General features: G+C 75.2%; 22 protein-coding genes and 1 pseudogene. 16 read left to right on the top strand and 7 right to left on the bottom strand.

The window, feature by feature from the left end:
* Positions 1–18 precede the first annotated feature (18 nt).
* Positions 19–1,179, bottom strand: a complete 1,161-nt coding sequence (locus BM414_RS24970; RefSeq protein ID WP_093584037.1) for an Mrp/NBP35 family ATP-binding protein — start codon at positions 1,177–1,179, stop codon at positions 19–21.
* A 410-nt stretch (positions 1,180–1,589) separates the two neighbouring features.
* Between BM414_RS24970 and BM414_RS24975 the strand changes: the two genes are divergently transcribed.
* From BM414_RS24975 to BM414_RS24990, 4 genes are read left to right on the top strand one after another with little or no spacing between them, the layout of a single operon-like run.
* Positions 1,590–2,276: an AzlC family ABC transporter permease gene (locus BM414_RS24975; RefSeq protein WP_093584039.1), complete on the top strand. Its 687-nt coding sequence runs from the start codon at positions 1,590–1,592 to the stop codon at positions 2,274–2,276.
* Positions 2,273–2,590, top strand: a complete 318-nt coding sequence (locus tag BM414_RS24980; protein WP_093584040.1) for an AzlD domain-containing protein — start codon at positions 2,273–2,275, stop codon at positions 2,588–2,590. The genes BM414_RS24975 and BM414_RS24980 overlap by 4 nt, the downstream gene beginning before the upstream one ends.
* Before the next feature lies 1 nt (position 2,591).
* On the top strand, positions 2,592–3,335 hold the full coding sequence (locus BM414_RS30410) for a GNAT family N-acetyltransferase (protein ID WP_217644921.1): 744 nt from the start codon (positions 2,592–2,594) through the stop codon (positions 3,333–3,335).
* Positions 3,277–3,912 (top strand): hypothetical protein, encoded by a 636-nt coding sequence (locus BM414_RS24990; RefSeq protein ID WP_093584044.1) that lies wholly within the window; start codon positions 3,277–3,279, stop codon positions 3,910–3,912. Before BM414_RS30410 ends, BM414_RS24990 begins: the two co-directional genes overlap by 59 nt.
* A gap of 3 nt (positions 3,913–3,915) precedes the next feature.
* Here BM414_RS24990 and BM414_RS24995 read toward each other — a convergent pair whose 3' ends face one another.
* Both BM414_RS24995 and BM414_RS25000 read right to left on the bottom strand, forming a co-directional pair.
* On the bottom strand, positions 3,916–4,479 hold the full coding sequence (locus tag BM414_RS24995; protein WP_093584046.1) for a DUF1003 domain-containing protein: 564 nt from the start codon (positions 4,477–4,479) through the stop codon (positions 3,916–3,918).
* Positions 4,472–5,710, bottom strand: coding sequence for a magnesium transporter MgtE N-terminal domain-containing protein (locus BM414_RS25000; RefSeq protein ID WP_093584048.1), 1,239 nt, complete (start codon positions 5,708–5,710; stop codon positions 4,472–4,474). The genes BM414_RS24995 and BM414_RS25000 overlap by 8 nt, the downstream gene beginning before the upstream one ends.
* 24 nt (positions 5,711–5,734) lie before the next feature.
* Here BM414_RS25000 and BM414_RS25005 point away from each other — a divergent pair, with 24 nt between their 5' ends.
* The 4 genes from BM414_RS25005 to BM414_RS25020 all read left to right on the top strand — a co-directional run bounded on the left by BM414_RS25005 (position 5,735) and on the right by BM414_RS25020 (position 9,908).
* Positions 5,735–6,598, top strand: a complete 864-nt coding sequence (locus tag BM414_RS25005) for a PhzF family phenazine biosynthesis protein (protein ID WP_093584050.1) — start codon at positions 5,735–5,737, stop codon at positions 6,596–6,598.
* Complete coding sequence (locus tag BM414_RS25010) at positions 6,595–7,524, top strand: DMT family transporter (RefSeq protein ID WP_245784976.1); 930 nt, start codon at positions 6,595–6,597, stop codon at positions 7,522–7,524. Before BM414_RS25005 ends, BM414_RS25010 begins: the two co-directional genes overlap by 4 nt.
* A 64-nt stretch (positions 7,525–7,588) precedes the next feature.
* The gene (locus tag BM414_RS25015) at positions 7,589–8,542 is read left to right on the top strand and encodes an HpcH/HpaI aldolase/citrate lyase family protein (RefSeq protein WP_093584052.1); all 954 of its coding nucleotides are present in this window, start codon (positions 7,589–7,591) and stop codon (positions 8,540–8,542) included.
* Between the two features lie 169 nt (positions 8,543–8,711).
* Positions 8,712–9,908: an acyl-CoA dehydrogenase family protein gene (locus tag BM414_RS25020; RefSeq protein ID WP_093584054.1), complete on the top strand. Its 1,197-nt coding sequence runs from the start codon at positions 8,712–8,714 to the stop codon at positions 9,906–9,908.
* A gap of 103 nt (positions 9,909–10,011) precedes the next feature.
* Here the strand turns inward: BM414_RS25020 and BM414_RS25025 are convergent, their stop codons facing one another.
* The 4 genes from BM414_RS25025 to BM414_RS25040 form a co-directional block, all read right to left on the bottom strand.
* A complete protein-coding gene (locus BM414_RS25025) occupies positions 10,012–10,800 on the bottom strand; it encodes an ABC transporter permease (RefSeq protein ID WP_217644922.1) in 789 nt (262 codons plus the stop codon).
* Positions 10,797–11,750 (bottom strand): ATP-binding cassette domain-containing protein, encoded by a 954-nt coding sequence (locus BM414_RS25030; protein WP_093584056.1) that lies wholly within the window; start codon positions 11,748–11,750, stop codon positions 10,797–10,799. The genes BM414_RS25025 and BM414_RS25030 overlap by 4 nt, the downstream gene beginning before the upstream one ends.
* 2 nt (positions 11,751–11,752) lie before the next feature.
* Positions 11,753–12,544, bottom strand: coding sequence for a DUF4097 family beta strand repeat-containing protein (locus BM414_RS25035; RefSeq protein WP_093584058.1), 792 nt, complete (start codon positions 12,542–12,544; stop codon positions 11,753–11,755).
* Between the two features lie 88 nt (positions 12,545–12,632).
* On the bottom strand, positions 12,633–13,145 hold the full coding sequence (locus BM414_RS25040) for a hypothetical protein (RefSeq protein ID WP_093584060.1): 513 nt from the start codon (positions 13,143–13,145) through the stop codon (positions 12,633–12,635).
* Positions 13,146–13,493: 348 nt separating this feature from the next.
* Here BM414_RS25040 and BM414_RS25045 point away from each other — a divergent pair, with 348 nt between their 5' ends.
* From BM414_RS25045 to BM414_RS28730, 8 genes and pseudogenes are all read left to right on the top strand, one after another.
* Positions 13,494–14,429 (top strand): NADP-dependent oxidoreductase, encoded by a 936-nt coding sequence (locus BM414_RS25045; RefSeq protein ID WP_093584062.1) that lies wholly within the window; start codon positions 13,494–13,496, stop codon positions 14,427–14,429.
* A gap of 83 nt (positions 14,430–14,512) precedes the next feature.
* Positions 14,513–14,833 (top strand): EthD family reductase, encoded by a 321-nt coding sequence (locus BM414_RS25050; RefSeq protein WP_093584064.1) that lies wholly within the window; start codon positions 14,513–14,515, stop codon positions 14,831–14,833.
* Positions 14,830–16,380 carry an acetolactate synthase large subunit gene (locus BM414_RS25055; RefSeq protein WP_093584066.1) on the top strand — a complete coding sequence of 517 codons (1,551 nt, stop codon included), beginning with the start codon at positions 14,830–14,832 and terminating at the stop codon, positions 16,378–16,380. Before BM414_RS25050 ends, BM414_RS25055 begins: the two co-directional genes overlap by 4 nt.
* Before the next feature lie 86 nt (positions 16,381–16,466).
* A complete protein-coding gene (locus BM414_RS25060; RefSeq protein ID WP_093584068.1) occupies positions 16,467–19,187 on the top strand; it encodes a putative bifunctional diguanylate cyclase/phosphodiesterase in 2,721 nt (906 codons plus the stop codon).
* Between the two features lie 394 nt (positions 19,188–19,581).
* Entirely contained in the window at positions 19,582–19,857 is a 276-nt protein-coding gene (locus BM414_RS25065; protein ID WP_217644923.1) for a hypothetical protein, read from the top strand.
* Between the two features lie 347 nt (positions 19,858–20,204).
* On the top strand, positions 20,205–21,734 hold the full coding sequence (locus tag BM414_RS25070; protein WP_093584070.1) for a flagellin N-terminal helical domain-containing protein: 1,530 nt from the start codon (positions 20,205–20,207) through the stop codon (positions 21,732–21,734).
* A gap of 211 nt (positions 21,735–21,945) precedes the next feature.
* Entirely contained in the window at positions 21,946–22,890 is a 945-nt protein-coding gene (locus BM414_RS25075; protein WP_245784977.1) for a TadA family conjugal transfer-associated ATPase, read from the top strand.
* Positions 22,891–22,959: 69 nt separating this feature from the next.
* Positions 22,960–23,043: pseudogene (locus tag BM414_RS28730) on the top strand (IS5/IS1182 family transposase); the annotation flags it as partial.
* Positions 23,044–23,731: the final 688 nt, after the last annotated feature.

The following is a 23,731-nucleotide window of genomic DNA, read 5'->3' on the forward strand; positions in this document are numbered from 1 at the left end:
GACCGGGCCTCGGTGGTGTCAGCGACGGACGGGCGTGAGCCCCAGCGACATGCCGGACAGCCCGCGCTGGCGGACGGCGAGCGACTCGGCGATCTTGCCGAGCGCCTGCGCGGCGGGCGTCTCCGGATCGGCCAGCACGATCGGCGCACCGGCGTCGCCGGACTCCCGCAGCCGCGTGTCGAGCGGGATCTGGCCGAGCAGCGGGACCCGGGCACCGAGGGTGCGGGTCAGCGCGTCGGAGACCGCCTGGCCGCCACCGGAGCCGAAGACCTCCATCCGCGAGCCGTCGGGCAGCTCGAGCCACGACATGTTCTCGATGACGCCGACCACCTGCTGGTGGGTCTGCGTGGCGATCGCGCCGGCCCGCTCGGCCACCTCGGCGGCGGCCAGCTGCGGCGTGGTCACCACGAGGATCTCGGCGTTGGGCAGCAGCTGGGCGATGGAGATCGCGACGTCGCCGGTGCCGGGCGGGAGGTCCAGCAGCAGGACGTCCAGGTCGCCCCACCACACGTCGGCGAGGAACTGCTGCAGCGCGCGGTGCAGCATCGGGCCGCGCCAGACGACCGGGGTGTTGCCCGGGGTGAACATGCCGATCGAGATGACCTTCACGCCCATCGACTGCGGCGGCATGATCATGTTGTCGACCTGGGTCGGCTTGTCCTCGACGCCGAGCATGCGCGGCACCGAGTGGCCGTAGATGTCGGCGTCCACGACCCCGACCGACAGGCCCTTCTTGGCCAGCGCGGCGGCCAGGTTGACCGTGACGCTGGACTTGCCGACGCCGCCCTTGCCGGAGGCGACCGCGTAGACGCGGGTCAGCGAGCCGGGCTGGGCGAAGGGGATCACCGGCTCGGCGGTGTCGCTGCCGCGCACGGTCTTGCGCAGCTCCGAGCGCTGCTCGTCGCTCATGACGTCCAGGCCGACCTGCACCGACGTCACGCCGGGGACGGCGGAGACCGCCGTGGTCACCCGGTTGGTGATGGTCTCGCGCATCGGGCAGCCGGCCACGGTCAGGTAGACCTCGACGCGCACGGCGCCCGGGTCGCCGCCGACGCCGATCTGCACGTCCTTGACCATCCCGAGGTCGGTCAGCGGACGGTTGATCTCCGGGTCCTGGACGGTGGCCAGAGCGGCGTTGACGGCGTCGAGCGCCGGCGAGCCGGTCAGCGTGTCGGACATGGGGGATGTGTCTCCTTCGACGGGGGGACCCGGTCGGCGACGCGCCGCGCGGAGGCGGCGACCTGCACTGCGGGCCACCTCTCACTGTACGGCGGCGGGCACCGGGTGCCGCCCGGCGCGGTGGTGATCTGCTGCGCACTCGGTGCCGGGCGTCCCGCCGGGCACGTGCAGGTCAACGCCCCCGGGGCGGCCCGCTCCCCGGCCGCCGGTCGCCGCGCCGGCGCCACGACCCCGCTCGATCCGCCCGGGCAACTGCCGGGCAGTGGCCGTCCACGGAGACGGATGAGCAGCGACTTCCCCGCAGGTGCTGCATCCGGCGGTCCGCGGGCCCCGGTCGCGCAGCACGCACGGCGGGCGCGTCCTCGGGACTCGGGTGGAGGAGGGGCGGGCGGGCTCTAGAGTCCGACGGCGTGCCCGGTCCCGCCCGTACCGCCGTCCTGCGCGACGCGATCGGGCTGGGCGTCGCCGTCGGCCTCTACGGCGTCGCCTTCGGCGCGGCCGCCGACGCCGCGGGCCTGGACCCCTGGCAGGCGCTGGCCATGTCGCTGCTGATGTTCACCGGCGCCTCGCAGTTCGCGCTGGTCGGTGTCCTCGGCGCCGGGGGAGGCGCGGCGGCTGCTGTCGGCAGCGCGCTGCTGCTGGGCACCCGTAACACCGTCTACGGCGTCCGCCTGGCGCCGCTGCTCGCGCCGCGCGGGCTGCTGCGCCGGCTGGGCCTGGCGCACTGGGTGATCGACGAGACGACGGCGCTGGCCGTGGCCGCTCCCGACCGCGGCCTGGCCCGGCTGGGCTTCCTCGCCGGCGGCGCCACCATCTACGCCGTCTGGAACGCCACCACGCTGGTCGGTGCGCTCGGCGCCGGGGCACTGGGGGAGACGGCGCAGGCGGCGCTGGACGCCGTCGTCCCGGCCGCGTTCCTCGCCCTGCTGTGGCCGCGGCTGCGCGCCGGCGCCGACGAGCCGGCCGTCGCCCGGCGGGTGGCGCTCGGCGGCGCGGTCGTCGCGCTGGCGCTGACGCCGTTCGTGCCGCCGGGCGTGCAGGTGGTGGCCGCCGTCGTCGCGGTGGTGCTCGCCGGCCGGCCGCGGGAGGCGGCGTGAGCAGCGGCGCGCTGTGGACGGCGGTGCTCGTCGGGTCGCTGGGCTGCTACCTGCTCAAGCTGGCCGGGCTGTCGGTGCCCGCCGCGTGGGTCGAGCGGCCGTGGGTGACCCGGCTGGTCACCTTCGTGCCGGCGGCGCTGCTGGCCGCGCTCGTGGCCGTGCAGGCGCTGAGCTCCGGGCAGGACCTCGTCGTCGACGGCCGGCTGGCCGGGCTGGCGGTCGCCGCGGTGGCGCTGGCGCTGCGCGCGCCGTTCATCGTCGTCCTCGTGCTGGCCGGTGCCACCGGGGCGCTCGTGCACGTCCTGGTGGGCTGAGGTGACCGGCCCCGCGGACCTCGCCTCCGTCCGCGCCGCGATCGACCGCCTCGACGACGACGTCGTCGCGCTGCTCGCCCGCCGCGAGGAGCTGGTGCGGGCGGCCGGCCGGCTGAAGGCCGACGGCGCCGCCGTGCGGGCGCCCGGCCGGGTCGAGCAGGTCGTCGCCCGGGCGCGGGAGCGCGCGACGGCGCACGGCGCGAGCCCGGAGGCGGTCGAGCGGGTGTACCGCGCCATGATCGCCGCCTTCGTCGACCTGGAGCTCGCGACGGCGGCGGTGGCCGACGGCGTCGTCGTCGGGCCGGCCGCCCCGGGCAGCGCGGGGGAGGTGCTCACCCTCCAGCGCGCCGCCTACGTGACCGAGGCCCAGCTGTACGGCGACCCGGGCATCCCGCCGCTCACCGAGACCCTCGAGGAGGTCGCCGCGGCCGTCGCCGCCGGCACCGTCCTCACCGCCACGGTGGGTCCGCGGGTGGTGGGTGCGGTGCGCGGCGAGCTCGCCGGCGGGGTGCTGTCGGTGGGCCGCCTGGTCGTGGCGCCCGACCGCCGGGGCCGGGGCGTCGGCACGGCCCTGCTCGCCGCCGTGGAACGGACGCCGGGAGCCCGCCGGGCGGTCCTGTTCACCGGCGCCCGCAGCGCCGGCAACCTCCGCCTGTACCGGCGGGCGGGCTACCGGGAGGAACGCCGTGAACGGGTCAGCGCCGGCCTCGAGCTCGTCCACCTCGCCAAGGACCTCCCCGGCTGAGCCGCGCGGGCTGCTCGCCGCCGCGCCGGCCGGGGTCCTGGCGGGGATCGCGGCCAAGGCGGCCGACGAGTCGGGCCAGGCGTGGGCGGCGGACCTGGGCAGCTACCCGGCCGCGTGGGTCCTCGCCGTGGCCGCGCTGGGCCGCTGGGCGCCGTCGGCCCGCGCGGCGGCGGTGCGTGCGTGCGTCTCCTTCGCCCTGATGAGCCTCGCCTACTACGCGTGGGCGGCGCTGGTCCTCGGCTTCGGCTGGAACCGGCTGCTCGGCGCCTGGCTGGCGCTCTCGGCCACCGCCGTCCCGGCCGTCGCCGTCGCGGTGCACCGGGCGACCCGGCAGGACGGGCCGGTGCCCGGTGCGCTGCTCGCGGGCGCCGCGGGCATCGTGCCGGGCGGGGGAGCGGTGCTCGGCGACGCGGCCGCGCACCCGGTGCAGGCGGCGGCCGACGTGCTCGTCGCCGGGGCGCTGGTCGCCGTCCTGCCCCGGCGGGCGCGCACCCGGCTGTGGGCGAGTCGTGCTGCTCGCGTCGGCCACCTGGCTCGCCGCCCGCGGCCTCGACGTCTGCAGGCGCTGCTGGGCTGAGCCTCAGCCGACCGACTCGCGGCGCTCCCGCTCGGCCCGCTTCTCGCGCTCGCCCCGCTCGGCGTGCTTGCGGCGCTTCTTCTCCCGCTTCTCCGCGTCGTCGCCCTCGTCTCCGGCCATGCGGTTGAGCTCGCCGCGGATGAAGTCGCGGGTGGCCAGCTCGCCGACGGCCACGCGCAGCGCGGCCAGCTCGCGGGCGAGGTACTCGGTGTCGGCGCGGGTCGAGGCGGCGCGGGCACGGTCCTCCTCGGCCTGCACGCGGTCGCGGTCGGCCTGCCGGTTCTGCGCCAGCAGGATCAGCGGCGCGGCGTAGGCGGCCTGGGTGGAGAAGGCCAGGTTCAGCAGGATGAAGGGATAGGGGTCCCACCGCAGCCCCACGGCGACCACGTTGAGGGTGATCCAGACGATCACGATCAGCGTCTGGACGGCGAGGAACCGGCCGGTGCCGAGGAAGCGGGCGATGCCCTCGGCGAACCGGCCGACGGCGTCGGGGTCCAGCCGCAGGAAGCTGGAGAGGCTGCGCGGCGAGCCGCGGGGGACGTCGAGGCGGCGCCCGGACTCAGCCACGACGGGCCCGCTCGCGCCAGTCCTCGGGCAGCAGGTGGTCGAGGACGTCGTCGACGCTCACCGCGCCCACCAGCCGGCCCTGCTCGTCGACGACCGGCGCGGCGACCAGGTTGTAGGTGGCGAAGTAGCGGGTGACCTCGGCCAGCGGCGCCTCGGGGCGCAGCGGCTCGAGGTCGTCGAGGGCGCCGCTGACCAGCGTCGAGGGTGGCTCGCGCAGCAGCCGCTGGATGTGCGCCAGGCCCAGGTAGCGCCCGGTGGGGGTGGCCGACGGCGGGCGGCAGACGTAGACCTGGCTGGCCAGCGACGGCGTGAGCTCGGGCTCGCGGACCCGGGCCAGCGCCTCGGCGATCGTCGCGTCGGGAGAGAGGATCACCGGCTCGCTGGTCATCATCCCGCCGGCGGTGTCCTCGGAGTACTTGAGCAGCTGGCGCACCGGCTCGGCCTCGTCGGGCTCCATGAGCTCCAGCAGCCGGTCGCGGTCGACGTTGGACAGCTCGGCGAGCAGGTCGGCGGCGTCGTCGGGGTCCATCTCCTCGAGGACGTCGGCGGCCCGGCGCTCCTCCAGCGTGCCGAGGATGAGGGCCTGCTCGGCCTCGGGCAGCTCCCCGAGCACGTCGGCCAGCCGCTCGTCGTCGAGGGCCTCGGCGACCTCGTGCCGCCGCTTGATCGGCAGGTCCTGCAGCGCGTGCGCGAGGTCGGCGGCGTTGAGCTCGCGGTACGTGGCGATCAGCGTCTCCGCGCCCTGGCCGGTCTCCGGCAGCGCGAGCCCGTCCACCTCGTCCCAGGCGAGCTGGTGCAGCTGCCCGCGGCGGCCGATGCGGCCGGGCTCCTGGACGGCCAGGCGGGTGATCAGCCAGTCGCCGGTGCGGGTCTGCTCCATGGCGGCGTCGACCACGGTCGCCCGCCGGGCGGACTCGCGGATGGTGACCGTGCGGTCGAGCAGTTCGCCCAGCACCAGCGTCTCGCCGGCCCGCTGCTCGAAGCGCTTGAGGTTCAGCGTGCCCGAGCCGAGCACCACCGCGCCGGGGTCGATGCTTGTCACCTTGCCCATCGGCACGAAGATGCGCCGGCGCGCCACGACCTCCACGACCAGCCCCAGCGCCCGCGGGGAGGCGCTGCCCACGCGCAGCGCCACGACGACGTCGCGCAGGCGCCCGACCCGGTCCCCGTTGGGGTCGAAGACGGGGAGTCCGGCGAGCCGGGAGACGTATGCCCTGGTCACCGTGCTCACGGTTCGTGAGGTTACCGTCGGCGCGTGGCAGCCCCCGGGTCCGTCGAGTACGAGGTCGTCGACGTGTTCGCGCCGCGGGCGTTCGCGGGAAACCCCCTGGCCGTCGTGTTCGACGCCGACGACCTGACCACCGGGCAGTGCCAGGCCCTGGCGAACGAGTTCGCGCTGTCGGAGACGTCGTTCCTCTGCGCGCCCACCGAGCCCGGAGCCGACTACCGGGTGCGCATCTTCACGCCCTACGCCGAACTGCCCTTCGCCGGTCACCCGAGCGTCGGCGCCGCGCACACGCTGGTGCGCACCGGCCGGCTGCCCGCCGGGACGCTGCGCCAGGAGTGCGGTGCCGGGGTGCTCGACGTCGTCGTCGACGAGGCCGGCGCCACCCTGTCCGGCGGTCGGCCGACGCTCGAGGACGGTCCCGAGCCGGCGGCGCTGGCGCAGGCGCTGGGGCTGTCGGCGGCCGACGCCGTGGGGCTGCCCGCGTCCGTCGCCGGCTGCGGCCTGCCGTTCGCCTTCCTCGCCGTCCACCCGGGCGTCGTCGACCGCGCCGTCCCGGACCCCGCCGCGCTCGGCGCCTTCGGCGTGGGGGAGGGCGTCTCGGTGCTGTCCTGGGACGGCTCGACCGCCTCCGCCCGCGTGTTCGCGAACGACCTGCGCTGGGGCGAGGACCCGGCCACCGGCTCCGCGGCGCTGGGCACCGGCGTCTGGCTGGTCGCCTCCGGGCTGGCGGCGCCGGAGGGGACGTCGTCCTACACCGTGCGGCAGGGCGAGGCGATGGGGCGGCCGTCGGTGCTGTCCTGCACCGTCACCGCCGAGGCCGGCCGGGCGACGGCGGCCACGGTGGCCGGCGCGGTGGTGCCGGTGGCCGCCGGCCGCATCCGCGTCCCGTGAGCCAGGCGACGACCGCACCGTCCCCGTGGGCGGTCCACCGCCCGGGCGCCCGCGACGTCGGGCTGATGGCGGTCGCCGTCGTCGGGGTGTCGTTCTCCGGTCCGCTGACCGCGCTGGTCACCACCTCCTTCCTCGCCATCGCCTTCTGGCGCAACGCGGCCGGCGCCGCGCTGCTGGTCCCGGTGCTCCTCGGCCGGGAGCGCGCGACGCTGACCGGGCTGCGGCCGCGGGACCTGGGCAGCTCGGTGGTCGCCGGGCTGTTCCTCGCCGCGCACTTCGCCGCCTGGCTGCCCAGCCTGTCGATGACCACGGTCGCCGCGTCGACGGCGCTGGTCACCACCACCCCGATCTGGACGGCGCTGGCCGCGCGGGTCTCCGGCGTGCGGCTGCCCGGGCAGGTGTGGGTCGGCCTCGGGCTGGCCGTCGTCGGCGCCGCGCTGATCGCCGGGGTCGACGTCGCGGTGAGCCTGGAGGCACTCGCCGGTGACGGGCTGGCGCTGCTCGGCGCGATCTGCGCGGGCGGCTACATGCTCGCGGGGGCGCGCGCCCGCACCCGGCTGGCGACGTCGGCGTACTCCGTCGTCTGCTACTCCACCTGCGCGGCCGTGCTCGCCGTCGCGGCGCTGGTCACCACCACGCCGCTCGCCGGGTTCAGCGCCCGCGACTGGTGGCTGATCGCGGCGATCACCGTGTGCGCGCAGATCCTCGGGCACACGCTGCTCAACCTGGTGCTGTCCACCGTCGGGCCGACCGTGGTCGGGCTCGCGGTGCTGCTGGAGGTGCCCGGCGCGCTGCTGGTGGCGCTCGTGCTGCTCGGGCAGACCCCGCCGCTGCTGGCGCTGCCGGGGATGGTCGCCGTCGTCGCCGGGGTGGCGCTGGTGATCCGGGCGAGCCGGCCGCCGACGCCGGTCGAGCCGGTCACCTGACGGGGCACGCGGGCGCCGTCGTTACCCTCCGGTAGCCGATCATCGACCCACCAGCGGAGGCACCGTGGCCGAGCTCCGATCCCGCCGTTCCAACCTCGCCGTGCCGGGGAGCAACCCGCGCTTCCTGGAGAAGGCCAAGGGCCTGCCCGCCGACCAGGTGTTCCTCGACCTCGAGGACGCCTGCGCGCCGCTGGCCAAGCCGGGTGCCCGGAAGAACATCGTCGCGGCGCTCAACGAGGGCGGCTGGGGCGACAAGATCCGCACGGTCCGGGTCAACGACTGGACGACGGAGTGGACCTTCCAGGACGTGCTCGAGGTCGTCGGCGGGGCCGGCGCCGAGCTCGACTGCATCATGCTGCCCAAGGTCCAGGACGCCGCCCAGGTGAAGGCGCTGGACCTGCTGCTCACCCAGATCGAGAAGGCCAACGGCCTGGAGGTCGGGCGGATCGGCATCGAGGCGCAGATCGAGACCGCGCAGGGCCTGATCAACGTCAACGACATCGCCTTCGCCAGCGACCGGATCGAGACGATCATCTTCGGCCCGGCCGACTTCATGGCCAGCATCAACATGAAGTCGCTGGTGGTGGGCGCCCTGCACCCCGACTACCCGGGCGACCCGTTCCACTACATCCTCATGCAGATCCTCATGGCCGCCCGCGCCCGCGGCGTGCAGGCGATCGACGGTCCGTTCCTGCAGGTGCGCGACGTGCCCGCGTTCGAGGAGGTCGCCAGGCGCTCGGCGATGCTCGGCTTCGACGGCAAGTGGGTGCTGCACCCGGGCCAGATCGACGCCGCCAACGAGATCTACGCGCCGTCGCAGGAGGACTACGACCACGCCGAGCTGATCCTCGACGCCTACGACTGGGCGACGTCGGAGGCCGGCGGCAAGAAGGGCTCGGCGATGCTCGGCGACGAGATGATCGACGAGGCCAGCCGGAAGATGGCGCTGGTCATCGCCGGCAAGGGCCGCGCCGCCGGCATGAGCCGCTCGTCGAGCTTCACCCCGCCGGAGAGCTGAGCCCCGCGCGAGGCAGTGGAAGCTCTCCCCACGTCCCGGGCCGTCGGACGTGGGGAGAGCTTCCTATGCCTCGGGGTCCCGCAGGTGACCGGGGACACGGCGACGGGTCCGGGCGTCTCGCCCATACTCGCCGGTAGCAAACGGACACCGGAGTCCCGGAGGAGCAGACGTGGCCCGACTGGCGCAGACCGCCGACCTGACCGACATCCAGCAGGAGATCCTGTCGACGGTCCGCAGCTTCGTGGACAAGGAGATCATCCCGCACGCGCAGGCGCTCGAGCACGCCGACGAGTACCCGACCGAGATCGTCGACGGGCTCAAGGAGCTCGGCATCTTCGGGCTGATGATCCCCGAGGAGTACGGCGGCCTCGGCGAGTCGCTGCTGACCTACGCGCTGGTGGTCGAGGAGATCGCCCGCGGCTGGATGAGCGTCTCGGGCGTCATCAACACCCACTTCATCGTCGCGTACATGCTCCGTCAGCACGGCACGCCGGAGCAGAAGGAGCACTTCCTCCCGCGCATGGCCACCGGCGAGGTCCGCGGCGCGTTCTCCATGTCCGAGCCGGGTCTCGGCTCCGACGTCGCGGGCATCCGCACCAAGGCCGTCCCCGACGGGGACTCCTACGTCATCGACGGCCAGAAGATGTGGCTGACCAACGGCGGCTCCTCGACGCTGGTGGCCACGCTGGTGCGCACCGACCTCGGCGCGGACAAGGCGTACCAGAACCTGACGACGTTCCTGGTGGAGAAGCCGGCCGGCTTCGGCACCGTCGCCCCGGGCCTGACCATCCCCGGCAAGATCGACAAGATGGGCTACAAGGGCGTCGACACCACCGAGCTGGTGTTCGACGGCTACCGCATCGGCGCCGACATGATCCTCGGCGGGACCCCCGGCCGCGGCTTCGCGCAGATGATGGACGGCGTCGAGGTCGGCCGCGTGAACGTCGCCGCCCGCGCCTGCGGCATCTCCATCCGCGCGTTCGAGCTCGCCGTCGAGTACGCCCAGCAGCGGGAGACCTTCGGCAAGCCGATCGTCCAGCACCAGGCGATCGCCTTCCAGCTCGCCGAGATGGCCACCAAGGTCGAGGCCGCCCACCTCATGATGGTCAACGCCGCCCGCCTCAAGGACGCCGGTCAGCGCAACGACGTCGAGGCAGGGATGGCCAAGCTCATCGCCAGCGAATACTGCGCCGAGGTGACCACGCAGTCCTTCCGCATCCACGGCGGCTATGGCTACTCCAAGGAGTACGAGATCGAGCGGCTGATGCGCGAGGCGCCGTTCCTGCTCATCGGCGAGGGCACCAGCGAGATCCAGAAGACGATCATCAGCCGCGGCCTGCTCAAGGAGTACGGCCTCGAGCGCTGAGTGAGGACCCCCTGCTCCCCGCCACTCGCAAGCTCGCGGCGGGACCCTGCAGGGGGCCGACGGCCGGCGGCCCAGGACCACGCCGGTCCTGGGCCGCTCGCGTTCAGCGGGCCGGGCGGCGCTCGTAGCCCCGCCGCGCCCAGAGGTAGCCGACGAGCGCGATGCCGGCGCACCAGGCGCCCGCCACCCACGCGCTGGACCCGATGGCGGTGCCGGTGAGCAGCCCGCGCAGTGTCTCGATCATCGGCGTGAACGGCTGGTACTCGGCGAACCAGCGCAGGCCCGCGGGCATCGAGTCCACCGGCACGAACCCGCTGCCGAGGAACGGCAGCAGCGACAGCGGCATCGGCAGGTTGCTCGCCGCCTCCACGGTGGGGGAGGCCAGGCCCATCGCGACCGCCGGCCAGGCCAGCGCGAAGGACGCCAGGGCCAGCAGGCCGGTCGCGGCCAGCCACTCCACCGGACCCGCGTCGGGCCGGAAGCCCACCAGCAGCGCGACGGCGAGGACCACGGCCAGGCCCACCAGCGTCTGGACGACCGAGCCGACGACGTGCCCGGTCAGCACCGACGCCCGGGCGATCGACATGGTCCGGAAGCGGGAGATGATGCCCTCGGTCATGTCCATGGCCACCGCGATGGCGGTGCCCTGCGGGGCGCCGGCGACGGCCAGGAGCAGCACGCCGGGCACCACGTAGGTGACGTACTCGGTGCGCCCGCCCCCAGGTCCGCCCAGGCCCGCGCCGAGCGTGCCGCCGAGGACGTAGACGAACAGCAGCAGGAAGACGATCGGCACCGCGGCGACGATCAGGGTCAGCGACGGGTAGCGGACGGCGTGCTGCAGGTTCCGCCGCAGCATCGTCCGGCTGTCGGCCAGGGTGGCGGGAACGCTCACGCGGGCACCTCCTCGGAGGTCGGGCGGCCGGTCAGCGCCAGGAAGACGTCGTCGAGGCCGGGTGTGGTGACGGTGAGCCCGGCGACGTCGACGCGGGCGTCGTCGAGGCGGGCGAGCAGGGCCCGCAGCGCGGGGACGCTGCCGTCGGAGGGCACCTCGAGCACGAGCGCGGCGGGGTCGCCGGGCGGGACACCGAGCGCCCCCGCGGCCGCCTCGAGGGCGGTGGCGTCGTCGAAGGACAGCCGCACCGCGCCGCCGGGGACCAGCCGCTTGAGCTCGTCGGAGGTCCCCTCGGCGACCAGCCGGCCGCCGTCGAGCAGGCCGATGCGGTCGGCGAGCTGGTCGGCCTCCTCGAGGTACTGCGTGGTGAGCAGGATCGTCACGCCCTCGGCGACCAGCCCGCGGACGACGTCCCACATGGCCCGGCGGCTGCGCGGGTCCAGGCCGGTGGTGGGCTCGTCGAGGAAGACGACGCGCGGGTCGCCCAGCAGCCCCATCGCCAGGTCCAGCCGGCGGCGCATGCCGCCGGAGTAGGTGGACGGCAGCCGGTCGGCGGCGTCGACGAGGTCGAAGCGCTCGAGCAGGTCCGTGGCGCGGCGGCGGCCCTCCCGGCGGCCGAGGTGGTTCAGGTCGGCCATCAGCCGGAGGTTCTCCCGCCCGGTGAGCAGGCTGTCGACGGCGGAGAACTGCCCGGTCACCGCGATGGCGGAGCGGACCCCGCCGGGATCGCGGGCGAGGTCGTGCCCGGCCACGGTCACCTGCCCGGCGGCGGCCGGGGTGAGCGTGGACAGGATGTCGACGGTGGTCGTCTTCCCGGCGCCGTTGGGGCCGAGCAGGGCGTAGACCGAGCCCTCGGCGACGGCGAGGTCCAGGCCGTCGAGGACGACGGTCGACCCGAAGGCCTTGCGCAGGCCGGTGACGGAGACGGCGGTGTCCCTCTGCGGAGCCATGCTCAGGCCCGCCTGACGAGGATGTCGCCGTAGCCGGTGCGTGCCTGGACCTCGACGGTGTCGGTCGCGTCGTCGGGTCCCTCGGCGGTGGTCAGCTCGCTGCGGATGCTGCCCGATCCCGACTGCAGGTCCAGCCAGGCCGCGGTGCCGGCCGCGATGCCGGCCTCGACCTCGCCGTAGGCGGTCTCGAGCACCAGCGACCCGCGCACCGCCTCACCGACCCGCACCTTCCCGTACTTCGTGCTGCCCCGCAGCGAGCCGTGGGTGCGGTCGACGGTGACGTCGCCGCAGGCGGTCTCCAGGCGCGCGTCGCCGTCGGTGCGGCCCAGCCGCACGTCGCCGTAGGAGGTCCGCATGACGGTGTTCCCGTCGACGGCGCCGGCGGTGATGCCGCCGCTGCTGGTGCTCGCCCGGAGCCGCTCGGCCGAGTCCAGCCGGATGTCGCCGTAGCGGCTGTCGAGCACGGCGGTGCCCAGCCGGCCGGAGCAGGAGACGTCCCCGGCCGACGTGTGCACCTCGACCGAGGACCCCTCGGGGAGGGCGACCTCGACGTCGACCTCGCCGCCGGAGCCGAGGAACAGCAGCCGGGGGCGGCCGGCCGAGCGGACCAGGAGCTCGCCGGCGGTGTGCTCGACCACGCAGCGCTCCGCGGCGGTGACGTCGGCGGGGTTGCGCTCGTTGCGCGGCCGGACGGTGACCACGGTGTCGCGCCGGTCGGAGGCGCGGACGCGGACGCTGCCCGCGGCGACCTCGATGCGTGCGGAGACGGGGTCCGGTGTGTCGAACGTGGGCATGGCTGCGCCCTCCTCGGGGCAGGGGAGATCGCCCCCGGACCGGTCGGCCGGGGTCGCGGTGCGTGTTCCTGTGGCGGGCGGGACGCCGCTAGCGCGCCCAGCCCGTGTACTGGGAGCCGCCCGACCACCGGGAGCGGCGTCCGTCCGTGGCCGGCGGCCGGTCGGCGCGGGCGACCGCGTCGGTGACGGCCCGGACCAGCCACGTGTTGACCGACGAGCCCAGGCGGGCGGCGGCCTCCTCGACGCGGACCTTGAGCTGCTCGGGCAGCCGGAGGGTGATGCGGATGGTGGTGCCGTCGTCGGCGTCGGGGATCCCCGGCTCGGGCGCCGGGGGCTCGTGCGCCGCCTCGGCGGGCGCCGGGGGCGGGGTGACGACGAAGCCGATGTCGCTGCCGCGCAGCCGCACGTCGACGGCGCCCGGCGCGAGCTGGCTGGTCAGCTCCTCGGCCGCGGCCGACAGCGCGCTGAGCAGGGCCAGCCGGACCGACGCCTCCAGCGGCGCGGTGAGGCGCTCGGCCAGCTCGCGGGCCTCCTCACCGCCGGGTGCGGCGGCGAGGAGGAGGTCCCGGCGGAGCTGCTCGACGAAGGGCGCGAGGTCCATGGTGTCAGGATGACACCATCATGACGTCATCCGCAGCTGTCGTGACGTCAACGTGGTGTCGGAGCGTCCGAGCGGTGCGTGCGGGTGCCGGCATGCAGCAGGAGCAGGGCGGCCAGGAGCAGGGCGGGCTCCAGCGGGGGCGAGCGACGCCGCGGCACCGGCCCGACTCGCCACCGCGGCCCAGTCGCTGCGCCGGCAGGGAGCCGCCTGCGCCCTCGTCGCCCTCGGCCGCCCCGCCGACGTGCCGGGACGGGGACGAGTGGCGCGTCGTGGAGCGGACGACCACCCGCCGGCTCCGCTGACCTGCCCGCCGGGTGCGCCACCCGGTGCCGCCCTAGGGTCGGGCCCGTGCGAGCCGTGGGAGTGACCGAGTTCGGCGGGCCCGAGGCCCTCACCGTCGTCGACGTGCCCGACGAGCCCCTGGGGCCCGGCCAGGTGCGGCTGCGGGTGCGGGCCGCAGCGGTGAGCCCGACCGACACCCACCTGCGCAGCGGCGCCTACGCCGGGCGCGACCCGGTGAAGACGCCGCCCTGGGTGCCCGGCATGGACGCCGCCGGCGAGGTCGTCGAGGTGGCCGAGGGGGTCGACCGCGTGGCCGTGGGCGACGCGGTCATGGCGATCGTCGTCCCCTCCGGCGCGCACGGCGGCTACCGCGAGGACCTCGTGCTGCCGGCCGGCTCGGTGGCCCGCGTGCCCGCCGGGGCCGACGCCGTCGCCGCCTGCACGCTGCCGATGAACGCGCTCACCGCCCGGCTCGCGCTCGACCAGATGGCGCTGCCGGCCGGGTCGGTGGTCGCGGTGACCGGCGCGGCGGGTGCCTTCGGCGGCTACGTCGTCCAGCTGGCGAAGGCCGACGGGCACACCGTCGTCGCCGACGCCTCCCAGGCCGACGAGCAGCTCGTCCGCGACCTCGGCGCCGACGTCGTGGTGCGGCGCGGCGACGACGTGGCCGAGCGGATCCGCGCGGAGTTCCCCGACGGCGTCGACGGGCTGGCCGACGGGGCGGTGCAGGACGCGCTGGTGCTGCCCGCGGTCCGCGACGGCGGGAAGGTGGCCACCGTCCGCGGCTACCGCGGCGACGGGTCCGACCGCGTCGAGGTGCTCCCGACGCTGGTGCGCCGCTACGCCGAGAACGCCGCCGCGCTCGACCGGCTGCGCGAGCAGGTCGAGTCCGGCGCGGCGACGCTGCGGGTGGCCCGCACGTTCGCGCCGGAGGAGGCGCCCGAGGCGCACCGCGTGCTGGCCGCCGGCGGGGTCCGCGGCCGCCTGGTGATCACCTTCTGAGGTCGCGGGGACCGTCCGGTCCCTGCCAGGGTGGGGGGACCCCCGGGCACCGGTGCCCGGGCGCGAGCGCGGAGGTGCGGTAGATGGTGCACAGGCTGGTGGTCAGCTACGGACAGCCCGACGACCCGGCGGCGTTCGACGCCTACTACCGCGACACGCACACCCCGCTCGCGGTGCAGATGCCCGGGCTGGTCCGGCTCACCACCGGGCGGCCGCAGTCCATGGACCCCTCGCACCCCGCCCCCTACCTCGTCGCCCAGCTCGACTTCGACTCCGAGCAGGCGATGGGCGCGGCCTTCGCCTCCGACGAGGGCAAGGCGACGGCGAAGGACGTGCCGAAGTTCGCCAGCGGCGGCGCGGTCATGACCCACTACGAGGTGAACGAGGTGCACGTCTCCCGGTGAACGGCGCACAGGCCCTCATCCGCACGCTCGTCGACGCCGGCGTCGACGTCTGCTTCGCCAACCCCGGCACGTCGGAGATGCACTTCGTCGCGGCGCTGGACGACGTCCCCGAGATGCGCGGCGTCCTCACCCTGTTCGAGGGGGTGGCCACCGGCGCCGCCGACGGCTGGGCGCGCATGACCGGCCGGCCCGCCGCCACGCTGCTGCACCTCGGGCCGGGCATGGGCAACGGCCTGGCCAACCTGCACAACGCCCGCCGCGGCCGGACGCCGATGGTCAACGTCGTCGGCGACCACGGCCGCTCGCACAAGCGGCTGGACGCGCCGCTGGAGTCCGACATCGACGCCGTCGCCGGCACCGTGTCGGGCTGGGTGCGCCGGTCGCTGGCACCGGAGGACGTCGCCGCCGACGCCGCGGACGCCGTCGCCGCCGCCGCGCGCGGCCAGATCGCCACGCTGGTGCTGCCGGCCGACGTCTCGTGGTCCGACGGGGGCGTCGTGGCCGACCCGGTGCCGCCGCGGCCGCGGCCGCAGGTGGCGCCGTCGGCCCTCGAGGACGTCGCCGCGGCGGTGCAGGGCGGCGAGGCCACCGTGCTGCTGCTCGGCGGGGACGTCGTCGCCTCCGAGGCGGGCCTGGTGGCCGCGGCGCGGGTGGCCGCCGGCACCGGTGCCCGGCTGCTCGCCGAGACGTTCCCGGCGCGGATGGTGCGCGGCGCGGGACTGCCCGACGTCGGCAAGCTGCCCTATCCGCCCGAGGTCGCGATCAAGGCGCTGGCCGGCACGCGGCACCTGGTGCTGGCCGGGGCGACGTCGCCGGTGCACTTCTTCGCCTATCCCGGCGTGCCGGGCACGCCGGTGCCGGAGGACTGCACGGTGCACGTGCTCTCGGCCCCGGGGGAGGACGGCGTCGCGGCGCTCGAGGCGCTCGCCGCGCAGGTGGCCGCGGACGCCGAGCCGGAGCTGCTGGAGGCCTCCCGCCCGGAGCTGCCGACCGGGCGCCTGACGCCACGCGCGGTGTCGGCGGTGGTCGGCGCGCTGCTGCCCGAGCGGGCGGTGGTGGTGGACGAGGCGATCACCTCCGGCGTCGGGATCGCCGAGCTGACCTCGGGGGCGCCGCGGCACGACTGGCTGGCGCTGACGGGTGGGGCGATCGGTGACGGCCTGCCGATGGCGGTCGGCGCGGCGGTCGCCTGTCCCGACCGGCCGGTGCTCGTCCTGCAGGCCGACGGCAGCGCGATGTACACCGTCCAGGCGCTGTGGACGATGGCGCGCGAGCAGCTCGACGTCACCGTCGTCCTCTACGACAACGCGTCGTACGCGATCCTCCAGGGCGAGCTCTCCCGAGTGGGCGCCACCGGCGCGGGCGAGAAGGCCGGGCAGCTGCTCGACCTGGGCGGGCCGACGCTGGACTTCGTCGCGCTGGCCACCGGGATGGGCGTGCCGGCCACCCGCGCCGAGACCGCCGAGGAGCTGGCCGAGCAGCTGGGCACCGCGCTGCGCGAGCCCGGTCCGCACCTGGTGCAGGCGGTACTGCGGCCGGCCGGCTGACCGCGTCTCACCCCCTGGGGGGAACACGGCCGGATCCGTTCCAGACCGATCCGTTCCACGCCGATCCCCGTTCCGTGTCGTGGACCATGGATGGACCCAGCTGGACGGCCGCCAGGAGCCGGCCGGCCCAGCGGCGTGCGCCCGCGCTGGTGGTCGCCCTCGTCGTCGTCCTGCTCGCTGCCGAGGGCGCGGCGTACGGGACGGCGACCGGCACGGCGCTGTACTTCACGGTGCTGGGGCTGGCGGTCGTCGCCGCCTGGGCAGGCGTCTCCCGCGGGGGGCGGCAGCTCCCCGCCGTCCTCGTCGCCCTCGGCGTCACCCTGACCGGCGCCGGTGACGTGGTCTGGCAGGTCCAGACGTCGCTGACCGGCTCCGGCGCGGACCTCGGTGTCGCCGACGTCCTGTACCTGGGCAGCTACGTCGCCCTGGGCGCCGCGCTGGCGCTCATGGCCCGGACCTGCCACGCCGACCGCGACCAGCAGGTGTCCGGCTGGATCGACGCCCTCGTCGTGTTCGTCGCCGCGCTGCTGGTGGTCTGGGAGCTGTCGATCGCCACCACGGTCCAGGACCCGACGCTCGGGGGCCTCGACCGCGTCGTCCTCTCGCTCTACCCGGCCCTCGACGCGGCCCTGATCGGCCTGGTCGTGCGGCTGCTGGCCACCCGCCGGCACGGGGAGCGGGCCTCGCTGGCCGTGGCCGTCGCCTGTGCCTGCTGGCTCTTCTCCGACGTCGTCTACCTGCTCGACGTCGACGCCGACGACCTCGGCTCGCTGCTCGACGCCGGCTGGCTGCTCGGCAGCGTGCTGCTCGCCGTCGCCGCCTGGCCCGCCGCCTCCCGTCCCGCGGCCGGGGACGACGCCGGGCACGCGGTGTCGGGCCTGGCCCGCCTGGCCGTCTGCCTGGGCGCGCTGCTGGTGCCCCCGACGACGGAGCTGGTCATCGACTGGACCGGCGGCGAGGACGCCGCCGGTGCGGTGTTCACCGCCATGGTCACGCTGACCGTCCTCGTGTTCGTCCGTGCGGCGCTGCTCGTGCGCGGCGAGGCGGCTGCCCGGGCGCTCGTGCGCTCGCGGGAGCGGTTCGCCGCCAAGCTCACCGCGCACTCCTCCGACGCCGTCCTGGTCCTCTCCCGCGACGGCCGGCTGCTCAGCGACCCCACGCCCCTGGCCACGCTGCTCGGCGCCACGCCGTCGGGCCTGAGCACCACCGCGGACGCCCTCCGCCTGGCCGGCGTGGACACTGACCTCGCCGATGCGCTGTTCGCCCGCGCCGTGGCCGCTCGGGGCAGGGTCGTCGACGCCGAGCTGCCCACCCGGCACCGCGGCGAGGACCGCTGGGTCGGCGTGCGGCTGGTCGACCTCAGCAGGGACCCCGACGTCGGCGGCGTCGTCGTCCACGTCACCGACGTGACCGGCCGCCGCCGTGCCGAGGAGGCGCTCGCCCACTCCGTGCTGCACGACGGGCTGACCGGCCTGGCCAACCGCGCGCTGTTCACCGACCGCGTGGGCCAGGCGCTGCGCCGGACGGTGCGCGGCGGCGGCTCGGTGGCGGTGCTGTCCCTCGACCTCGACGGCTTCAAGGCCGTCAACGACTCCCTCGGCCACGCCGCCGGCGACGCGCTGCTGCGCGAGGTGGCGACGCGGCTGCGCGCCGCGGTCCGCGCCGACGACACCGTGGCCCGCCTCGGCGGCGACGAGTTCGCCGTGCTGGTCGAGCAGACCGGCGAGGGCGACGACGAGGCCCTGCTGGCCGCTGCCCGCGCGCTCGAGGTGCTGGCGCGGCCGGTGCCGCTGCCCGGCGGCCCGGTGACCGTGTCCGCCAGCGTCGGCGTGGCCGTCGGCCGCGGGGGCGTGGCGGGGGAATCGCTCATCGGCGACGCCGACCTGGCGCTGTACGCGGCCAAGCTCGACGGCCGCAACCGCGTGCAGCGCTTCGAGCCGGGCATGCGCGCGGCGGCGCTGGCCGCCCGCGAGCTGGAGCAGGAGCTGCGCGGCGCGGTGGACCGTGGGGAGTTCCGGCTGGCGTACCAGCCGGTGATCGGCCTGGCCGACCGCCGGGTGACCGGCTTCGAGGCGCTGCTGCGCTGGGACAACCCGCGGCTGGGCCCGGTGACCCCCGACCGGTTCGTGCCGGTGGCCGAGGCCGCGGGCCTGATGGACGAGATCGGCGCGTGGGTGCTGCGCGAGGCGTGCACCACCGCGGCGGTCTGGCGGCACCGGCACCCGGGTGCCGGGCCGTTCACGATGGCGGTGAACGTGTCGGCCACCCAGCTGACCTCGCCGGACCTGGTCGGCTCGATCGCCCACGCGCTGGCCGAGAGCGGGCTGCCGGCCGGTGCGCTGGTGCTCGAGGTGACCGAGACGGCGCTGGTGGGCGACCCCGGGCGGGCGGCCGCGTGCCTGTCGGCGCTGCGGGCGCTGGGCGTGCGGCTGGCGCTGGACGACTTCGGCACCGGCTACTCCTCGCTGGCGCACCTGCGGCAGTTCACCGTGGACGTGCTCAAGATCGACCGGTCGTTCGTCAGCTCGATGGCCGAGGGCGAGCCGCTGCCGGCGATCGTGCGCGGCACCATCGACCTGGGCCGCACGCTGGGCCTGGAGGTCCTCGCCGAGGGCGTCGAGCACGAGCACCAGGCGCGGCTGCTGGCCGAGGGCCGGTGCGACACCGCGCAGGGCTACCTCTTCGCCCGGCCGCTGGAGGCCTGCGACGCCGAGGCGCTGCTGCTCGAGGAGGCCGCGGCCCGCGCCGGGGTGCCGGCCATCGTGCCGCTGCGCTCCGCGCCCCGGGCGCTGACCCGCCCCGCGTGAGGGCGCTGGCCGCCCTTCGGTGTTCCGCGCGCGCTCGTGCTCTGCCCACACCTGTGGGCAGAGCACGACCGTGCGCAGGGGCATCTGCTGTCCGGCCAGCGTGTGCGCTGAAGCCGCCTCCTGGTCCGCGGAACGCCGCGTCAGCGCACATCGTCCGGGGGCCGCCGGGATCGCGAGCGGGTGCGTGCCCGGATCTGGCCTGTCACGCGCGGGGTTCGTGCTACTCGAGGTCACCGCTGGGGAGGGCGAGACGACGTCGTTCCGGATTTCCCGTGTGCAGCAGGCCATTCGCCATACCGTTCGTGCGCTCGCCGAGACGGCGGGTGACCAGCCCTCGTGCCCACCCCGGGCCGGTGTTCCTGTCTCGACCGAGACGCCCTGAACGGAGAAGTCCATGTCCCAGACCGCAACCGCCCCCACCACGACGCGCAAGAAGCGTCACGTGTTCCGCTGGGTGTTCCTGGCGATCCAGGCCATCTTCCTGATCTGGATCATCAGCGGCACCTCGAGTGCGGCGGACAACTGCGACGGTCAGGTCGGTCAGGCCCTCGACGCCTGTCAGGCGGGCACGGCGATCGGCGCCGGCATCGGCGTCATGGTCGTGATCTTCCTCTGGGTCGCCGTTGACGTGATCCTCGGGATCGGCTACCTCATCTTCCGCAAGCGCTGAGTACGGCCGGGGCGATCCGGTCACCTCAGGGGAGTCTGGAGACGGAGGGTCACGGCTCTCCCGGCGGTTCGATCCCGCCGTTCCCACGCCCCGCTCGCCACTCGGCGTGCTGCCCCTTCTGCCTGACTGTCCTCTGAGCGGCGAGCGTGTGTGCTGACGCCGCACCCCAGCCTCGGGAATGCCGCGCCAGCGCACACCGTCGGCCGCTACGTCGACCGCTGAGCCCCGGCACCCGGGCGGGGGAGGCGGCTCCGCGTTCGAGTCCAGGACGGGCCGCATGGTGCCGTTGTGACAGGTGGTGCCTGCCGCACGGACGCAGCAGGCCCGACAGCACGGAGGCGCGCAGGATGGGTCTGGGTATCGCCACGAACGTGGCGGCGCTCGGTGCCTCGCGCGCGCTGAGCCGGACGGACCAGTCCGTGGGGACGTCGCTGCGGCGACTGGCCTCCGGGCTCCGCATCGCCACCGCCGCCGACGACGCCACGGGCCTCGGCGTCTCCGAGGGCCTGCGCGCCCAGGTGCGCGGCATGACGCAGGCGGTGCGCAACACCCAGGACGGCATCGGCCTGCTGCGCACCGCCGACGCCGCCCTCGACGGCGTCCACGCGATGCTGCGGCGGATGCGCGACCTCGCCGTGCAGGGCGGCAATGCCGGCCTGCTCGACGCCCAGGCGACGGCCGCCGTCCGCGCGGAGTTCGAGCAGCTCAAGTCCGAGCTCGACGACGTCGCCGGCCGGACGTCGTTCAACGGCAGGTCCCTGCTGGACGGCACCTACGACCGGCTGTTCCAGGCCGGCGCCGAGGCCGGGGACACCGTGCGCGTCGTCCTCGCCGTCTCCGGCCGGGCGGTCGACGTCGCCGGGCTCGGGCTCTCCGACGTCGACCTCACCGGCGGGCTCGGCCTCCAGCACACGCTGGCCCCGGCCGTCGCCGTGGAGCCGAGCACGCCGGCGCCCGGCCGGCTGACGCTGGCCGGCAACTACACCTCCGGCGCCGCCTTCCGCGCGCTGTCCGGGACGGTGACGTACGACGGGCGGACCCTCGACCTGGGGACGGTCGACTACACCGGCGCAGTGACGGCGCAGGACCACCTCGACCGGCTGAACGCCACGGCGTCCGCGCTGGGCGCCGGCTCGTTCGCCGCGTCCGGCTCGGGGCTGGTGTTCACCGGCGCGACGCCCGGCCCGACGTCGCTCCCTGCCGACGCCGCCGCCCTGACCCCGCAGTACTCCGGCGGGACCGCCGCCACGGTGGACGCCGCCGTCCCCGCCGCCCGCAACACGCCGTCGGCCGGACGGCTGCTGCTGGCCGGCGACTACGTCTCCGCCGACGCGTATGCCACCAGCTACGACGCTCTCGTCGGAACGGTCACCTACGGCGGGCGGACCTTCGACCTGAGCTCGGTGGACTACACCGGCGCCGTCACGGTGCAGGACCGCATCGACCGGCTCGACACCGCGGCGATCGCCGCCCTCGGCACGACCCTCAGCCCGTTCGTGGCGACCGCGACCGGGCTGGTCTTCACCGCGCCGACGCCCGGCCCGACCTCGACCGCGGCCGACGCGCGGGCGATGACGCCGTACTACGCGGGGGACGCCGGGACCGCCGGCACGCTGCGGGCGATCGACCGGGCGATCGGCTGGGTGTCGGACCTGCGGGCCCACGTCGGCGCGATGGACAACCGGTTCTCCTCGCGGGTCGACCGACTCAACGTCTCGATCGAGAACGCGACGGCGTCGGAGTCGCGGATCCGCGACGTCGACGTGGCCGACGAGGTCACCGCGCTGACCCGCAGCCAGGTCGTCGCGCAGGCCGGCACCGCGATGCTGGCCCAGGCGAACCAGTCCGCGGGCCGCGTCCTCGCCCTGCTGCGCTGAGCACGTGCGCTGACGCCGCATCGCGCCTCGCGGAACGCTGCGTCAGCGCACACCCTCGGCTCGCCTGCGCGGGTCACCCGGCCGGGTGGAGCTGGTCCCCGGCCGCGCACGCCCTGTCCACAGATCGGCTGAGGAGCCTCCCGCGGAGCGCCTGCGTCTCCCTATCGTCCCGTCGTCCCGAACGGGGTCGGGCAGGCGAGACGGGGGTGCGGTGCCGACTGCGACGAGTGCCGCGCGGAGTGCCCTGGACGTCGTCGACGGCGAGGTCCGCGAGCTCATCCGGCGCCGCGGGCTCGACCCCTTCACCGATCCCGCGCCGGTCCGGGTGCTGGTGCGCGACGTCGTCGCCGACTACTCCGAGCGGTCGCTGACCTCGGCGCTGCCGCCGATCGGCGATCCCGAGTCGGTGGTGCGCGACGTGCTCGACCGGGTGGCCGGGTTCGGGCCGCTGCAGCGCCACCTCGACGACCCCGAGGTCGAGGAGATCTGGGTCAACGAGCCCGGCCGGGTGTTCGTGGCCCGCCGCGGCCGCAGCGAGCTGACCACGACGATCCTCGGCGCCGGGGAGCTGGCCGACCTGGTCGAGCGGATGCTGCGCAGCTCGGGACGGCGGATCGACATGAGCCAGCCCTTCGTCGACGCGATGCTGCCCGACGGCTCGCGGCTGCACGTCGTCATCCCCGACATCACCCGGCGGCACATGGCCGTGAACATCCGCAAGTTCGTGCTGCGTGCGCACGGCCTCGACGAGCTGGTCGCCACCGGCACGCTGACCCTGCAGGCCGCGCGGTTCCTCGAGGCCGCCGTCGGCGCTGGCCTGAACGTCCTGGTCTCCGGTGGCACGCAGGCCGGGAAGACCACCCTCCTCAACTGCCTGTGCGCGGCGATCCCGGCGCGGGAGCGGGTGATCACCTGCGAGGAGGTCTTCGAGCTCCGGGTGCCGCTGCCTGACGTCGTCTCCATGCAGACCCGCCAGCCCAACCTCGAGGGCGCCGGGGAGATCCCGCTGCGGCGGCTGGTCAAGGAGGCGCTGCGGATGCGGCCCTCGCGGATCGTGGTCGGGGAGGTGCGGCAGGAGGAGTGCCTGGACCTTGCGCATTACGGCTTAACACACACCGGCTGCGGGTATCTTCCGAGCATGCAGCGAAGGCCATGACAACCGCTTCATGCTCGCTCACCTGCGCTTACGACATCATCCCGCTCATCACGCCCGCGGTGTCGTACACGCCTGGGCCGACACCATGGGGTCGTCGAACGCACCCTCGGCTGGCTGCTGTCCTACAAACGTCTGGCGCTTCGCTATAACCGCCGGACCAGCGTGCTCCCACGCTCAGGACGGCCACCGAAACTCGACGCGAATCCATGTGACCTCGAGACCGCCGGGGACGACCTGTGGCCCGATGTGTCCGCCGACCAGACTGCGAGGAACCTGCCACGCCATCCGGCCAGCCATCTCCACCGCCTTGGCGGCCGCGACCGCGGTGAGCGCAAATGCCGACGCAGTGAGGACTGGCCCGGCGGTGGCGACCAGCGCCAGCGTCGGGAGCAGCGGGGGCCGCAGACGTGGAGCAATCCCGGCCGCTGCACGCCGAAAGGGGACGCTAGCCCCATCCCTATCGAAGATGGCGCTGGGCTCGACCGGCTGGTGATTCGTCATCGCATCTCTCCGTTTACACGGCAACCGTGGCCCATTGGACCACCACCGGGCCGGGATCTCGTCGATCGGGTCGGGCAGGCTTCCTGGGCGGGTTCCGCTGGCCGACGGTTGGCCGCGCCAGCCTAGGGCCGGGGCTGGCGCCGGGCCCCGCAGAGCCACGCCGTTGATGCTGGCCCAGGTCCGGGTGGACTGACAGTCGGCGGTACCAGTCAGCCTGACGAGGTCACTTCAGTCGCCGCTGGGCCGGTCGCCGCTGTGGTGGTCACCGGGGCGCTGGCCCCCGCCCTGGTTAGTGCCCCCGTCCTGGTTGTTGTCCCCGTCCTGGTTGTTGTCCACCGCG

The sequence above is a fragment of the Geodermatophilus amargosae genome (assembly GCF_900116515.1).
Classification (GTDB): Bacteria; Actinomycetota; Actinomycetes; order Mycobacteriales; family Geodermatophilaceae; genus Geodermatophilus; species Geodermatophilus amargosae.

Bases quoted from the DNA above. Each gene is read 5' to 3' on its own strand.
- BM414_RS24970 (WP_093584037.1), bottom strand. From the start codon at position 1,179: ATGTCCGACACGCTGACCGGCTCGCCGGCGCTCGACGCCGTCAACGCC.
- BM414_RS25030 (WP_093584056.1), bottom strand. From the start codon at position 11,750: ATGGCTCCGCAGAGGGACACCGCCGTCTCCGTCACCGGCCTGCGCAAG.
- BM414_RS25035 (WP_093584058.1), bottom strand. From the start codon at position 12,544: ATGCCCACGTTCGACACACCGGACCCCGTCTCCGCACGCATCGAGGTC.
- BM414_RS25040 (WP_093584060.1), bottom strand. From the start codon at position 13,145: ATGGACCTCGCGCCCTTCGTCGAGCAGCTCCGCCGGGACCTCCTCCTC.
- BM414_RS25050 (WP_093584064.1), top strand. From the start codon at position 14,513: ATGGTGCACAGGCTGGTGGTCAGCTACGGACAGCCCGACGACCCGGCG.
- BM414_RS25060 (WP_093584068.1), top strand. From the start codon at position 16,467: ATGGATGGACCCAGCTGGACGGCCGCCAGGAGCCGGCCGGCCCAGCGG.
- BM414_RS25065 (WP_217644923.1), top strand. From the start codon at position 19,582: ATGTCCCAGACCGCAACCGCCCCCACCACGACGCGCAAGAAGCGTCAC.
- BM414_RS25070 (WP_093584070.1), top strand. From the start codon at position 20,205: ATGGGTCTGGGTATCGCCACGAACGTGGCGGCGCTCGGTGCCTCGCGC.